At 66.2% G+C, this 13,999-nt stretch carries 10 protein-coding genes; 1 reads left to right on the top strand and 9 read right to left on the bottom strand.

Translation table 11 applies throughout. The features are described 5' to 3' along the window. Positions 1-7: 7 nt before the first annotated feature. The 4 genes from narJ to QQS52_RS00610 are packed head-to-tail and all read right to left on the bottom strand — an operon-like array spanning position 8 to position 7,521. Positions 8-811 carry a nitrate reductase molybdenum cofactor assembly chaperone gene (gene narJ / locus QQS52_RS00625; protein WP_472772100.1) on the bottom strand — a complete coding sequence of 268 codons (804 nt, stop codon included), beginning with the start codon at positions 809-811 and terminating at the stop codon, positions 8-10. Positions 812-823: 12 nt separating this feature from the next. Beyond that, a complete protein-coding gene (gene narH, locus QQS52_RS00620) occupies positions 824-2,416 on the bottom strand; it encodes a nitrate reductase subunit beta (RefSeq protein WP_472772099.1) in 1,593 nt (530 codons plus the stop codon). Beyond that, complete coding sequence (locus QQS52_RS00615; protein ID WP_472772098.1) at positions 2,416-6,156, bottom strand: nitrate reductase subunit alpha; 3,741 nt, start codon at positions 6,154-6,156, stop codon at positions 2,416-2,418. The genes narH and QQS52_RS00615 overlap by 1 nt, the downstream gene beginning before the upstream one ends. A 30-nt stretch (positions 6,157-6,186) precedes the next feature. Further along, a complete protein-coding gene (locus QQS52_RS00610; protein ID WP_472772097.1) occupies positions 6,187-7,521 on the bottom strand; it encodes an MFS transporter in 1,335 nt (444 codons plus the stop codon). A 248-nt stretch (positions 7,522-7,769) separates the two neighbouring features. Between QQS52_RS00610 and QQS52_RS00605 the strand changes: the two genes are divergently transcribed. Further along, positions 7,770-8,246: a molybdopterin-binding protein gene (locus tag QQS52_RS00605; protein WP_472772096.1), complete on the top strand. Its 477-nt coding sequence runs from the start codon at positions 7,770-7,772 to the stop codon at positions 8,244-8,246. Here QQS52_RS00605 and mobA read toward each other — a convergent pair. The 5 genes from mobA to QQS52_RS00580 all read right to left on the bottom strand — a co-directional run bounded on the left by mobA (position 8,196) and on the right by QQS52_RS00580 (position 13,611). Further along, on the bottom strand, positions 8,196-8,807 hold the full coding sequence (mobA, locus tag QQS52_RS00600) for a molybdenum cofactor guanylyltransferase (protein WP_472772095.1): 612 nt from the start codon (positions 8,805-8,807) through the stop codon (positions 8,196-8,198). The genes QQS52_RS00605 and mobA overlap by 51 nt on opposite strands. A 3-nt stretch (positions 8,808-8,810) precedes the next feature. Continuing rightward, the gene (gene moaC / locus QQS52_RS00595) at positions 8,811-9,290 is read right to left on the bottom strand and encodes a cyclic pyranopterin monophosphate synthase MoaC (protein ID WP_472772094.1); all 480 of its coding nucleotides are present in this window, start codon (positions 9,288-9,290) and stop codon (positions 8,811-8,813) included. A 36-nt stretch (positions 9,291-9,326) separates the two neighbouring features. After that, the gene (locus QQS52_RS00590) at positions 9,327-10,601 is read right to left on the bottom strand and encodes a molybdopterin molybdotransferase MoeA (RefSeq protein ID WP_472772093.1); all 1,275 of its coding nucleotides are present in this window, start codon (positions 10,599-10,601) and stop codon (positions 9,327-9,329) included. 22 nt (positions 10,602-10,623) lie between these two features. Continuing rightward, entirely contained in the window at positions 10,624-11,739 is a 1,116-nt protein-coding gene (gene moaA / locus QQS52_RS00585) for a GTP 3',8-cyclase MoaA (protein ID WP_472772092.1), read from the bottom strand. A gap of 87 nt (positions 11,740-11,826) precedes the next feature. Further along, complete coding sequence (locus QQS52_RS00580; RefSeq protein ID WP_472772091.1) at positions 11,827-13,611, bottom strand: long-chain fatty-acid--CoA ligase; 1,785 nt, start codon at positions 13,609-13,611, stop codon at positions 11,827-11,829. Between the last annotated feature and the right edge of the window lie 388 nt (positions 13,612-13,999).

Genomic DNA, 13,999 nt, shown 5'->3' with positions numbered 1-13,999 from the left:
AAAGTCCTTAGACCGTGTTCGGCTGAGCGGTAGGGAAGGGCAGATCCGCAATCCCGACCATCTCAGCGGGTGGGCCGGTGCGAATGAGATCGACGTACTTTTGGGCGGTGTCCGGGTCGACTTTGGGCAAGGACTTGCACAAGGCCGTCACCAGGCTCAGGTAGGGCGAGTTGACGTGTCCGAGGGCCGCGCGCAGCACCTCGATGCCCTCCCGGTAGCTGGCCACCATCTCTACGGCGCTGTCGTGGTCCTCGCTAAGCGCGAGGGCTTCCAAGACGACGCAGAGGTGGTCGGGCAGCTCCTCGTCGCTAACGACGAAGCCCAGGGCCTCGAGCTGCTGGCGGAAGGACAGGATGGCCATGCCGCGCTGCCGGGTGTCGCCGACCGCGTAATAGGACAGGAAAAGCGAGCAGCGGCGCCGCTGGTCGAAGGTCTCGACGTAGTGCTCCTCCATCCCGCGCAGCCCGGCGGCGCGGGCCCAGGTGGCGAAGTCCACGAAATCGGTGGCGATGGCCAGCGGCAGCGGATCCAGCTGCTCCTCGACGGTCTCGAGGCGCTGCAGGAAATCTGGCTGCGGGTAGTTGAGCAGCACCGAGACCGCCATGGCGATAATGCGGCGCTGGTCCACCGAGACCTTCACCGGGGCGATGAACTCATCGGGGAGCTTACCGGTGTGGGTCCGGATGGCGCGCTCGACGTCCTTGGCTCCGCCGCGGCTACCGATGCCGGCTGGGGTGCCGAATCCGGCCACGGCATCGTCGGCCGGGGGCCGGCTGGGGGTGCGGCGGGCGAGTGTTTCAAAGATATTCATGGCTGGCCTCGCTTAATTCCTCGACGGGAACATTGAATCGGGACGGTCCCCGGTCCAGGACAGGAGGGAGACCTTGCCGCTGCGCGTGCTGCCGTGGGTGCAGGCTTCCGGCGCACCCATGCCCAGGTCTTGGAACGTGTCGTTCAGGTTGCTGGCCGGGTCGACGCCGCCGAAGGGATCCAGCGAGCTGATGCCGCGCGGGGTCTCGGGGGAGGCGGTGGGGATGACGTAGCGGTCGTCGTACTTGGCGATGGAGAGCAGGCGGTACATCTCCTGCATCGTGCGCCCGTCCATGCCGACCGCCTGCGCGATTTCCTCTTGCGGATCGTTGCCCAGGTTGATGTCGCGCATATACGAGCGCATGGCCACCAGCCGGCGCAGCGCCTTTTCCACCGGGGCCGGGTCGCCGGCGGTAAACAGGCCAGCCAAGTAGTCCAGCGGGATGCGCATGCGCGATAGGGCGGTGAACAGGATCTTGTGGTCCTCGCCGTCGTTGCCGGAGGCGGTGACTTGGTCGACGATGGGCGACAGCGGCGGGATGTACCAGACCATGGGCAGGGTACGGTATTCCGGGTGCAGCGGCAGCGCGACCCCGTACTTGATGATGAGGTCGTAGATGGGGGAGTTCTGTGCTGCGTCGATCCAGGAGTGCGGGATGCCCTCGCGCTGGGCGGCCTTGACGACCTCGGGGTCGTGCGGGTCGAGCAGGATCGACTTCTGGGCCTCCAGGAGGTCCTGCGGGTCCTCGGTGGCGGCGGCGTCGGCGACGCGGTCGGCGTCGTAGAGGATGACGCCCAGGTAGCGCAGGCGGCCCACGCAGGTCTCCGAGCATACCGTGGGCTGGCCGACCTCGATGCGCGGGTAGCACAGCGTGCATTTTTCGGCCTTGCCCGTCTTGTGGTTGAAGTAGACCTTCTTGTACGGGCAGCCGGAGACACACATGCGCCAGCCGCGGCAGGCGTCCTGGTCAACCAGCACGATGCCGTCCTCGGTGCGCTTGTACATCGCGCCGGACGGGCAGGAGGACACGCACGTCGGGTTCATGCAGTGCTCGCAGATGCGCGGCAGGTAGAACATGAACGTGTCTTCGATCTCCTTCTTCACGTCCAGGTTCATCTCGTGCAGGACCGGGTCGTGGTCCATGGTGGCAGTCGACCCGCCCAGGTTGTCGTCCCAGTTGGAGGACCACTCGACCTTCTCGATGGGGCGGCCGTCGATCTGGGAGACCGGCTTGGCCGTCGGCTGGGTCCTCTGCCCGGCCTTGGCGCCCATCAGGTCCTCGTACTGGTAGCTCCACGGCTCGTAGTAGTCCTGGATGGTCGGCAGGTTGGGGTTGTGGAACAGGGTCGCCAGCTTCTTGAGCCGGCCGCCGGCCTTGGGTTTGAGCTTGCCAGAACTGGTGCGCTCCCAGCCGCCCTTCCACTTCTCCTGGTCCTCCCAGCCACGCGGGTAGCCGACGCCGGGCTTGGTTTCGACGTTGTTGAACCAGATGTACTCGGTGCCTTCACGGTTGGTCCATGCCTGCTTACAGGTCACGGAACAGGTGTGGCAGCCGATGCACTTGTCGAGGTTCATGATCATTGAGATCTGAGCCATGACCTTCATTAGTAAGACACCTCCTGGGAACGGCGGCGGACGCGGGTGACCTCGTCGCGGTTATTGCCGGTGGGCCCGATGTAGTTGAAGTGGTAGGTAAGTTGGCCGTAGCCGCCCGCGATGTGGACCGGCTTGATGGAAATACGCGTCAGCGAGTTGTGGGTGCCGCCGCGGCGGCCGGTGTGCTCGTTGAGCGGGGTGCCGACGGTGCGCTCCTGGGCGTGGTTGCACAGCATGGTGCCTTCCGGGATGCGGTGGGAGACGATGGCGCGGGCGCTGACGACGCCGTTGCGGTTGTAGACCTCGACCCACTCGTTGTCCTTAACGCCGATCTTTTCGGCGTCCTTGTCGGACATCCAGACCACCTGGCCACCGCGGGAGATAGACAAAACGTGCAGGTTGTCGAAGTACTGCGAATGGATGGACCACTTGTTGTGGGTGGTCAGGTAGCGCAGGGTGACCTCTGCCTCGCCGCGCTCGTTGCTCAGCGTCTGGCCGGGGGCGTGCTCGCCGTGCAGGTGGACGTGGTCCAGCGGCGGGCGGAACACGGGCAGGGATTCGCCGTAATCCATGAACCAGTCGTGGTCGAGGTAGTAGTGCATCCGGCCCGTGAGCGTGTGCCAGGGCTTGTCGAACTCGACGTTGATGGAAAAGGCCGTGTACCGGCGCTTGTTGCGCTTGTCGGCGGTCCACTCCGGCGAGGTGATGACCTCGGTGGGGCGCTCCTTGATGGAGTCCCAGGTGATGTGGACGTCGGCATCGGAAGCGCCCAGCGGGGTGAGATCCTTGCCGGTGCGCGAGGACAGGAACTCGAAGCCCTGCTGCGCCAGCTCGCCGTTGGAGACGCCGGACAGGTGCAGGATGGCGTCGATGACCTTGGTGTCCTTGGTCAGATCGATGAGCTCGCCCTGGGAGGTCTGCGAGGTGCCGCAGATGAGCTCGAGCTCCTTGACCTGCTTTTCTACGTTGAACTTGGTGCCGTGCACGCCGGTGCCGGCCTTAGCGGGCAGCGAGCCGAGGTGCGCCCACTTTTCGTAGATGCGCGTGTAGTCGCGCTCGACGACGTGCAGCTTCGGCATCGTCACGCCCGGGACCAGCCCGACCTCGTCGATGTCCGGGACGATGCCGTTGGGCATGCCCAGCTCGTCTGGGGTGTCATGGTGGCTCGGCTGCGTGATGACGTCGCGCTGGGTGCCCAGCCACTTGACAGCCTTGTCGGACAGCGCGGCGGCTAGGTCCTGGAAGACCTCGAAGTCGGTGCGCGCCTCCCACGGCGGGGTGATGGCCGCGTTGAAGGAGTGCAGGTAGGGGTGCATGTCGGTTGAGGACATGTCGTGCTTTTCGTACCAGGTAGCGGCCGGCAGCACGATGTCGGAGACCAGCGTGGTCGAGGTGTTGCGGAAGTCCGTGGTCAGCATCAGGTCGAGCTTCCCCTCGGGGGCCTTATCGACCCATTTGATGGTGCGCGGGCGCTGCTCCGGGGAAAGCTCTTCGGCGGTGGCATCCGAGTCGATGCCCAGCAGGTGGCGGAGGAAGAACTCCGTGCCCTTGGCCGAGGAGCCCAGCAGGTTGGTGCGCCAGTTGAGCAGGATGCGCGGCCAGTTCTCTTCTGCCGAGGGGTTGTCGTAGGCAAACTCCAGGTCGCCCTTTTGCAGCTGCTCGACTACGTAGTCGTTGATGTCCAGGCCGGCGGCGTCCGCCTCGTCGGCTAGCAGCAGGCAATTGCGGTTGAACTGCGGGTACGCCGGCATCCAGCCGCGGCGCATGGCCTCGGACATGGTGTCGGAGACCATCTTTTCGCCGATGGCCCCGCGGCTGGCCAGCGGGGAGCCCAGCTGGGAGGCGCGCGAGTTGTCGTAGCGGTACTGCTCGGTGGCGAAGTAGTAGAAGCCGGTGGAAATCATGTGGCGCGGGGGACGCTGCCAGTCGGTGGCCATGGCCCACTGGGTCCAGCCGTTAACAGGGCGCAGCTTTTCCTGGCCGACGTAGTGCGCCCAACCGCCGCCGTTGACGCCCTGGGTGCCGCACATCGAGGTCAGCGCCAGGAAGGTGCGGTAGATGTTGTCGGCGTGGAAGTAGTGGTTCACGCCCGCGCCCATGATGATCTGGGAACGTCCCTGCGAGTCCGCGGCGTTCTGGGCGAATTCCCGGCCGATGCGGATGGCCGCGGCGGCGGGAACACCGGTGAGCTCTTCTTGCCAGGCCGGGGTGCCGACCTCGCTGGCGTCGTCGAAGCCGGTCGGCCAGCTACCCGGCAGGTTCAGGTCCTCGCGCGGGACGCCGTAGTGGGCGAGCATGATGTCAAAGACTGTGGTGACCAGCTTGCCGTTGACCTCGCGCACGGGCACGCCGCGGTGGACCACGCCGGCGCCGACCGGCTTGCCGGTGCCGATATCGGCCGGGTCGGTATCCAGGTCGAAGCGTGGGAAGAGGACCTCGGCGGTGGAGAAGGAATCTGTCTCCGCCACCGACATGACGGGGTCGACGCCGTCTAGGGAGAGGTTCCACTTGGCGGAATCCATGTCCCAGCGGTCGGCGACGGTGCCGCCCGGATCGACCACGCGGCCGTTTTCTTCCATGACGAGGCCACGGTGCGTGGCGTTGGGGCTGTCGGCCAAGGAGGGATCGTTAGTCTGGGAAGCCGTGAAGAACTTTCCGGGGGTGTAGGTCCCGTCTTCGCGCTGGTCGAGGGAGACTAGGAACGGCGCGTCGGTGTACTTGCGCATGTAGTTCAAGAAGTACGGCTCTTGGCGGTCGACGTGGAAGGTCTTGAGGATGACGTGGCCCATGGCAAAGGCCAAGGCGGCGTCGGTGCCCGGCTCGATGCGGGCCCATTCGTCGGCGAACTTGGTGTTGTCGGCGAAGTCGGGGGAGACCACGACGACCTTGGTTCCCTTGTAGCGGGCCTCGACCATGAAGTGGGCGTCCGGGGTGCGCGTGACCGGGATATTGGAGCCCCACATCATCAGGTAGGAGGAGTTGTACCAGTCGCCGGACTCGGGGACGTCGGTTTGGTCGCCGAAGGTCTGCGGGGAGGCCGGCGGCAGGTCCGCGTACCAGTCGTAGAAGGACAGGGCGACGCCGCCGATCATCTGCAGGAAGCGGCTGCCGGCGCCGTAGGAGACCTGGCTCATCGCCGGGATGACCGTGAAGCCGTTGATGCGGTCGGGCCCGTACTTGCGGATGGTGTAGACGTGCGCGGCCGAGGCCATGTCGATGGCCTCCTCGTAGGAGATGCGGATTAGTCCGCCCTTGCCGCGCTGGGAGATATACGCCCGGCGCTTGTCCGGGTCTTCCTGGATGGCCTTCCAGGCAAGCACCGAGTCGCCGTGCTTCTGCTTTTCCTCGCGGAACATGTCCACCAAAACGCCGCGGGCGTACGGGTAGCGCACGCGGGTCGGGGAGTAGGTGTACCAGGAAAAGGAGGCGCCGCGGGGGCAGCCGCGGGGCTCGTACTCCGGGGTGTCGGGGCCCGTGGTGGGGTAGTCGACGGCTTGGGACTCCCAGGTGATGACGCCGTCTTTGACGTAGACCTTCCAGGAACAGGAGCCGGTGCAGTTGACGCCGTGGGTGGAGCGGACCATCTTGTCGAAGGCCCAGCGGTTGCGGTAGAAGACGTCGGCCTGCCGGCCGCCCTGCAAAAAGACCTGTTGGCTGGAGGCAGAAGCCTCGCCACGGCGCAGGTAGGCGCCCAGTTTAAACAGTGGGTTGAGCTTGCCGTTTTCGGGAGCGGGGACTTGAGTAGTCATGGGAGTAAAACTCTCTGTTGGGGGCTGGGTTTAGCCGGGGTACGGGGCGTTCGGGCGGGCGTAGAAGACCCAGACCAGGACCGTGGTGATGGCGAAGTAGACCACGCAGCCCCAGAAGAAGGCGGCCATGGGCATAGCCGACAGGAGCATGCCGACGACGAACGGGCCGAAGGCGCCGATGGCGCCGGTCCAGCCGACCACGCCGCCTGCCTGGCGCGGCGGGAGGATCATCGGCATCTGCTTGAAGGTGCCGGCGTTAGCCAGGCCGGTGAAGAAGAACATGATGAGCATACCGGCCAGGAACCACCAGAACTGGTCCGGGGAATCCGGGTTCAAAAACAGTGCAGAGAACGCGGTGAAGATGGTCATGCCCAGGCAGCCGATGAAGGTCCAGATGGCGCCGCCGAACTTGTCGCAGAGCGGGCCCCACAGCGCGCGCACGAGGGCGCCGAGCAGGGGGCCGATGAAGGCGAAAGCCGCGCCGCGGGGCAGGTCGTCGGGGTTCATGACCTCGGCGAACTTGGAGGTCTGGCCGTAAATGTCGTTGATCATTAGGGCGAACTGGGCGGCGAAGCCGGAGAAGGCGCCGAAGCTCATCAGGTAGACGACGGTCAGTACCCAGGTGTTGATGTTGCCGAAGATGTCGATCTGCTGACGGAAGTTCGCCTTGACCGGCACGTCCTTGAGCAGCGTCCAGGCCAGCACGGCCATGACGATGGTCCACGGCACGAAGAAGATGGCCGGGGAGTGGACGAAGATGGCGGTCTGGTCGGGCAGGCGCTGCGGGGCGACGAAGCCGATGCCGATGAGGCTGAAGCCCATCAGCCACGGGGCGACCAGCTGGATGAAGGAGATACCGAAATTGCCCAGGCCTGCCTGCAAGCCGAGCGCGGTGCCGGACATCCGCTTCGGGAAGAAGTAGCCGGTGGATGGCATGAGGCCGGAGAAGACGCCGCCGCCGATGCCGGAGGCGAAGGAGATGGCGAGCAGCTCAACGAAGGAGGCGTCGGGGCGCTGGACGACCGAGAACCAGCCGAACATGGGCAGCAGGAACAGTAGCGAGGAGAAGGTGACCAGCTTGCGGGTGCCCAGCACCGGCGGCAGGAACATGAAGACCAGGCGGAAAAGGCCGCAGGCCAGGCCCGAGACCGCGGTGAGGGCGTAGAGCTGTCCGGAGCTTAAGTCGAAGCCGATCTCGTTCAGGATGGGGGCGATGGCGGAGACCAGGTACCACGCGGCGAAGCCGATGAACAGGGTGGTCGTCGAAATAATGAGCGTGCGCCAGGCAATCTTGGAGTCCCAGTGGTCGGAATCTTCTGGATCCCAGCCCTGGATGACTTTGCCTGAGGTGTCTAGCTGAGTCATGGGGTGTCCTCAAAACATCTCGAAGGAATAGCTGAATAACAATTTATCGAGTATTAGACTCAGAAGAGGAATTTGTACGGAAATTTCTGGTTTTATTTAGGGAACGTTAATGTTGCGCATTTCCCCGCCCTCCGATTCGCGCTGCGTAGGCCGCTGAGGGTTGCCTAAGCAGGGGAAATAAGCCCCACGGTGATATTTCTCACGGGCGTAGTAGAGGAGGCGGCCGAATGGGACACCAGGAGGCACCAATGCCTGAGTTGAAGGCCGCAGTAATCGTCGCGTCAAACCGCATCCAGGAGGGTACCAAGCCCAACAAGGCCGGTCAGCGTGCGGTGGAGCTATTGACCAACCACGGCGTGGAGGTCACGCAAAAGCAGTGCTTAAACGAGGGTGCCGCGAATTTGCGGCCGGCGCTGAGCCAGGTAATCGAGGCGGGCACTGACGTGGTGCTGGTCATCGGCGCAACGGGGATTTCCCGCGACAACGACACCCCGGAGGTCACGGAAGAATTCATCGCGGCCCGCATGTGGGGCCTGGAGACCCAAGTGCTCCTGGAGGGCCTGAAGAACTCACCTAGGGCCGGCCTGTGCCGCGGGATTATCGGTGTCACCTCGTGCCCGCCGGGGACCTTGCTGGTCAATTCCGCCTCCTCGGTCGGGGCGGTTGAGGACACCTTAGCGGTGGTGCTGCCCCTGCTGAAGGACATTTTCCGCGAATGCCGCTAACTCCTGTGGCGTGTCGTAGTCGCGCTCGGCGCCGGTGCCAGGGACCTCGATAAGCCGGGAGTCGCGGCGCGCCTGGCGCAGCAGCCGGCGGGCGGAGGCGTTGTGCACTCGGGGCAGCTGGGCGAGCGCGCGGCGCAGGTGGTCGGCCTTCCACAGCGAGCACAGCGGCTGCAGGAAGCCGTCGGCGCTGCGGACGATGGCGGCGTCGGCATCGGCAGCGTGCAGCGCGCGCCAGACGGCGGGGACAAGCTGGGCGGAATCGGGGGCATCGACGCTTAGTACGGCGATGTAATCGCTGTGCAGGGCCTGCGTGCCGCGTGCGATGCCGGCGACCGGGCCGCCGAAGAGCGGGTTCTCGCAGACCTGCGGCAGGCCCAGCGGGTAGGGGGAGACCACTATGCGCTCGCAGTGGTAGGGCAGCTGCCCCAGCACGCGGTCGACCAGGCGCTGGCCGGCAACGCGCAGGCTCGCCTTGTCGATCCCACCCATGCGGCGCCCCCGGCCGCCGGCCAAAACGAGTGCGCCGAGTTCGCCGGGGAGGGGATAAGCAGGCTGGGCCATAGCCTAGGCCTTAGGCAGGGTGCGGGACCAGTCGCCGGAGCGCCCGCCGGACTTGGCGATGATTCCGGCGCGGCGGATGAAGGCGGAACGGTCTACGCCCTTGACCATGTCGATGACCGCCAACGCGGCGACGTTTACCGCGGTCAGAGCCTCCATCTCCACGCCGGTGCGATCCGCGGTGCGCACGGTGGCCGAAATCGCCACGCAGTCTTTATGAAGCTCGAGGTCGACGCTGCAGCCGTGCACGCCAATGGTGTGCGCCAGCGGCAACAGCTCCGGGGCCTTCTTGGCCGCCGCGATGCCGGCTACGCGCGCCACGGCCAGCACGTCGCCCTTGGGCATGGTGCCGTCTCGCAGCGCGTCCATGATCTCTCGCGAGCAGGCCACCTCGCCCTCGGCGGTGGCGGTGCGCACCGTCGGCTTCTTCTCGGTCACGTCGACCATGTAGGCCTCGCCGGCGTGGTTGAGATGCGTAAACTCCATTGCTCGTCCTTTCTTTAAAAGCTACTTAAACCGGGTTTAAAACCAGGTGATTTCGACAGTATCGCCCGCCCGGGGCCCGGCGGCGTGGGCGGCAAGGCCCACCATCCCGGCGGTGCCGGCCAGGTTAGCCACCATGTGGGAACCCAGCCGTCGCCCGTTGAATGGGAAGGCGGCGGGCGGGTTGTCCGCGTAGTCCACCCAGACCGGCAGCCAGGCGGGGCGGTCCCGGGTGTCGGGGAAGTCTTCGCCGGCGCGGACTATCCCGCGGCGGCGAAGGTCCGGGTGCGGATCGCCGCGGAGGGCGCGCAGTGCGGGGGCGACGTAGAGGTGGAAGGAGACGAAGGTCGCTACTGGGTTGCCGGGAAGAGAAATCATCGGCGTCGAGCCCCAGACGCTTATTCCCTGCGGGGCGCCGGGCTTTTGGTCGACGTCGCCGAACCAGGCATCGCGGGCGTAAACCTGGGCGCTGGTGTGGACGATGTCGAAGGCTCCGGCCGAGACCCCGCCGCTGGTGATGATGAGGTCGTGGGTCTGCGCCGCCTGATGAGCCAGGGCGACGAAGGAATCGCTCCGGCCCGAGGCGCCGTCGCTGTCCCCGGAGTGCAGGTGCGTTAGCTCGGCGGGCCCGGAGTCTCGCACGAGCTGGGCCAGCATGGGCCGGTTGGAATCCGGGATCTGGCCAGGTTGCAGCAGCTGGGCACCGCCATCGCCCAGGCTCACGAGCTCGTCGCCGGTGGAAATCACCGCCACCCGCGGCGTGCGGTGCACGGGCAGTGTGGTCAGTCCCGCGGAGTGGCAGGCGGCGATGACCCCGGGATCCACGCGGGACCCGGCACGGACGGCCGTGTCTCCAATGGCGAGGTTGTCGCCGGCCCGGCGGATGTGGGCGCGGGCGGGATCGGCACCGCGGATGGTCACGGTTTCGGGCAGGGGGGTCGGCCCGGCGGGGATATTGGTCAGCTCCACGGGCACGACCACGAGCTCCGGATCGAGGGGATCGGCGACGGGCGCGCCGGTCATGATCCGCACCGCAGCACCGGCGGGCACCTCCTGTGGCGCGCTGCCGGCCGGCACGTCGCCTGCTAGCGGCAGCGTGGTCGGGCCGGAGCCCAGGTCGGCGCGGTGGACCAAGAAGCCGTCCATGGCCGAGTTGTGGAAGGCGGGCACGGGGATGTGGCAGGTGGCATCGGCGGCACAATACTGGCCGCTGGTCAGCTTGCTCAGCGGCGTGTCCACGGCCGGGAGAGGCCGGACGAGGCTGAGGACGCGCGCGAGGTGGTCGGCGACGGAGCACGATGAAGAATGGTGCATAACGGGTTCTAGCTTAAGCTGGCTACCCGCCGATGGCGGACATCGGCCGGTCCGGCTGCAGGAAGCCCTCGTCGTTGACGCCGTGGCCGGGCAGCTTGGCCCACATCTCGCCGGCCCAGGCGGTCATGAGTTCCTCGTCGGAAGCGCCCTGGCGCATCAGGTCGCGTAGGGAGGTCTCCGAGTTGCCGAAGAGGCAGTTGCGCACCGCGCCGTCGGTGGTCAGGCGGGTGCGGTCACAGTCGCCGCAGAAGGGGTGGCTGACCGAGGCGATGATCCCTAGCTTGCCGCGCGTGCCGTCGGGGCAGGTCGCCTCCCACAGCGCGGCGGGGGCTGAGCCGCGCGGGGCGCGGGCCGGGCGCAGGTCGAACGCGGATTTCAGGCGGTCGAGGATGTGGTCTGCGGTGACCATGGTGGAGCGATCCCACTGCTCGCGCGGGCCCAGGGGCATCTGCTCGATAAAACGCAGCTGCGCGCCCTTGTGCAGGGCGAAGTCGGCCAACTCGACGATGTCGGCGTCGTTGATGCCGGGCATGACCACGGCGTTGATCTTGACGGGGTGGAGGCCGGCGGCCAGGGTGACATCGATGGCTGCGAAGACGGAATCGAGTCGGTCGCGGCGGGTCAGCTCGGCGTAGGCGGCGTGGTTGATGGTGTCCAGCGAGATGTTGACCCGGTCCAGCCCGGCGGCCTTGAGCTCGTCGATGCTCTTGTCCAGGCCCAGCCCATTGGTCGTCAGCGCCGTGCTGGGGGCGTGGCCTTCGTCGGTGCGCAGATTTTTGGTGGCCGCGATGATTTCTGCCAGCGACTTGCGCAGCAGCGGCTCGCCGCCGGTGAAACGGACCTGCCGGATGCCCAGGCGCTCGACGGCCAGGCGGATAAGTCGGATGGTTTCTGCGTCGTCGAGCTTGTGCTGGTTGGGCATCCAGTCCAGGCCCTCGGCGGGCATGCAGTAGGTGCACCGCAGGTTGCAGCGGTCGGTCAGGGACACGCGCAGGTCTCGGGCGACGCGACCGTATTTGTCCACCAAGGCTCGGTTGCCGTTGGCGTCGGCGGCAGGCAGGTCCGCGGCGGCCTGCGGGCGGCCGGCTACGCGCGGGGTGGGTAGCAGCACCTTCGGGGCGGAAGAACGGTCAGTCATATTCTCCCAACTCTATGCGTTGTGCGGATAGGACTACTAACCACAACGGCGCGCCCAGGTCAGCTATTCCTTTCCGAGGGCGCGGGCCTAGGTCAGCGGCTGGTCCGGATCCAAGGTGGCGTTGTCATCAATCTGGTTGGCCTCGCCCGGGCCGGCCAGGCGAATGATGTTGTACTCGCCCTCGGCCAGGTGGGAGCGCAGATCCTTCTTGTCGAACTTGCCCACCGACGTCTTATCGATGCTCTTGATGAAGGTCCAGTACTCCGGCAGCATCCAGCCGGGCAGCTCGGAGCGCAAGTTCTCCCGGAGGCTCTCAGCGGTCTCGATGGTCGGGTCGATGTCGTGCTGGAGGACGGTCACGGCCAGCGGGCGCTCGCCCCACTGCTTGTCGGGGTAGCCGATGACGGCGGCCTCGATGACCCGGTCGTCGGCCATGATGAGGTTTTCCAGCTGCACGGAGTAGATCCACTCGCCGCCGGAGCGGATGACGTCGCGGGCGCGGTCCTCGACGGTCAGGAAGCCATCCTTGGTTACCGAGCCCACGTCGCCGGTGCGCAGCCAGCCGTCGGCGGTGAACTTGCTGACCGCGTCCTCGGTGCGCTTGCCGCGGAACTGGGAGGCCGCCCCGCCTTCCTCTGCGGCGGGCGAGTGATAGTAGGACTCCGTGACCAGGTTGCCGCGGACCTGGATCTCGCCGGCGTTGCGGTCAGTCTTGGAGACCACCTGCCCGTCGTTGACCACGCGGTATTCCAGGCTGGTGGGGAAGCGGCCCTGGGAGATGCGGTAGCCCCAGCGGGAATTACCGCTAGCGCCCTGCGGCGGGCGCGCCACGGTGCCCACAGTGGTGGTTTCCACCATGCCCCACACGTGCACCACGTCGACGCCGAAGCGCTCCTCCCAGACCTTGATCACCTGCGGCGGGACCGGGGAGCCGCCGGCGTAAATTTCGGTCAGCGACATGCGCTCTGGCGGGTGGTGGAGGTAGTGGACGAAGAGCTGGATCCAGATGGTCGGCACTCCGTGCGCCACGCGTGGGTGGGTGGAGGCGATGAGCTTGGCCAGGGTGGGCGCGGAGACGTCCGAGTCCGGCAGGATGAGTGGTGTGCCCGTCATGAAGGCAGCGAAAGGCACGCCCCAGGACAACACGTGGTAAATGGGAATGCAGCACAGGAAGGACTCGCCGTGGGTAATCGCCAGGCTGTCCGTGGTGCGCAGCAGCATGGAGGCTAAGTAGATGGAGCGGTGCGAGTAGACCACGCCCTTGGGCGCGCCGGTCGTTCCGGTGGAATAGCACAGCGCCGCGGCCGCGGACTCGTCTAGGACCGGCCAGTCATAGCGGGTCGATTGCCCGTCCAACAGGGCTTCGTAGGAATAGACTTCCACGCCGCGGGGGAAGTAGGGGCTCAAGTGGCTCACCCGGCCCGGGCCCGTGAAGACGACCGCGCGGACGGTTGCGGTCCCGGCTAGGACCGCGCCCAGCTGCTGGGCCAAGCGCGGATCGGCGACGATGACCTCGATCTCCGCGTGGTTGACAATGTGCCGGATCTGGTCGTTCATCAGCTGTTTGTTCAGCGGGGTAAATACCGCGCCCTTGCAGGCCACGGCGAACATGACCTCGAGGTGTTCCGAGCAATTCCATAGGAAAGAGCCGACGCGCTCGTCGCCGGTAATCCCCAGCTCGTCGTGTAGCACGTGGGCGAAGGCCGCCGCGCGCGCCCCGATGTCCGCGAAGGTGCATTCCTCGGCCGCCCCGGCGCCGTCGGGGGCGTGCTCGCCGTGCCATGTAGTGACCTTGGTCTGGCTGTGGACGGTGGCGCCCTGCTCCAAGATACGGGAGATATTGAGCGGGACTTCCTGCATGGTGGAGTGCATGGTCACTATGATAGCCACCTCTTTAGGCCCCGGGGTGGGACCGGTACCGAAGAAGGTGGAATCTTGCGCTATACTGTCTGGGACTGGCTGAGCTGCTTGAGCGTTTGAGCTACGTGAGCTGCCCTAAGTTAAACAGTAAAGCACATGTGCTCGGGCCTGCTCGTGCAGTCGAGATGCGTTGTCCCTGGGCCCTGACCCCACAGAATGGGTCAAACCACAGCCTCCGCGCTTTCTGGGTGAGTACCTCAAACGCCGTGCACACGGCGCAAGGTTTAAGGCCGGCCCGCAGAGGGACGACGTGGTACCTGCCGAGGAATGGGCAACTCGGTCCCACGCGGACCACTCGGGCTCCCTTCCGGCCCCAACCGGCGCTGCGCGCCCTCGAGGC

This window comes from Corynebacterium sp. 1103A (genome assembly GCF_055700955.1).
Note: the sequence above shows the minus strand (reverse complement) of the source record. Positions and strands in the feature narration are given on the sequence as shown.

Coding starts and splice junctions, on each gene's coding strand:
- narH (WP_472772099.1), bottom strand. CDS start 2,416: ATGAAGGTCATGGCTCAGATCTCAATGATCATGAACCTCGACAAGTGC.
- QQS52_RS00580 (WP_472772091.1), bottom strand. CDS start 13,611: ATGCACTCCACCATGCAGGAAGTCCCGCTCAATATCTCCCGTATCTTG.
- narJ (WP_472772100.1), bottom strand. CDS start 811: ATGAATATCTTTGAAACACTCGCCCGCCGCACCCCCAGCCGGCCCCCG.
- QQS52_RS00605 (WP_472772096.1), top strand. CDS start 7,770: ATGCCTGAGTTGAAGGCCGCAGTAATCGTCGCGTCAAACCGCATCCAG.
- QQS52_RS00610 (WP_472772097.1), bottom strand. CDS start 7,521: ATGACTCAGCTAGACACCTCAGGCAAAGTCATCCAGGGCTGGGATCCA.
- mobA (WP_472772095.1), bottom strand. CDS start 8,807: ATGGCCCAGCCTGCTTATCCCCTCCCCGGCGAACTCGGCGCACTCGTT.
- moaA (WP_472772092.1), bottom strand. CDS start 11,739: ATGACTGACCGTTCTTCCGCCCCGAAGGTGCTGCTACCCACCCCGCGC.
- QQS52_RS00615 (WP_472772098.1), bottom strand. CDS start 6,156: ATGACTACTCAAGTCCCCGCTCCCGAAAACGGCAAGCTCAACCCACTG.
- moaC (WP_472772094.1), bottom strand. CDS start 9,290: ATGGAGTTTACGCATCTCAACCACGCCGGCGAGGCCTACATGGTCGAC.
- QQS52_RS00590 (WP_472772093.1), bottom strand. CDS start 10,601: ATGCACCATTCTTCATCGTGCTCCGTCGCCGACCACCTCGCGCGCGTC.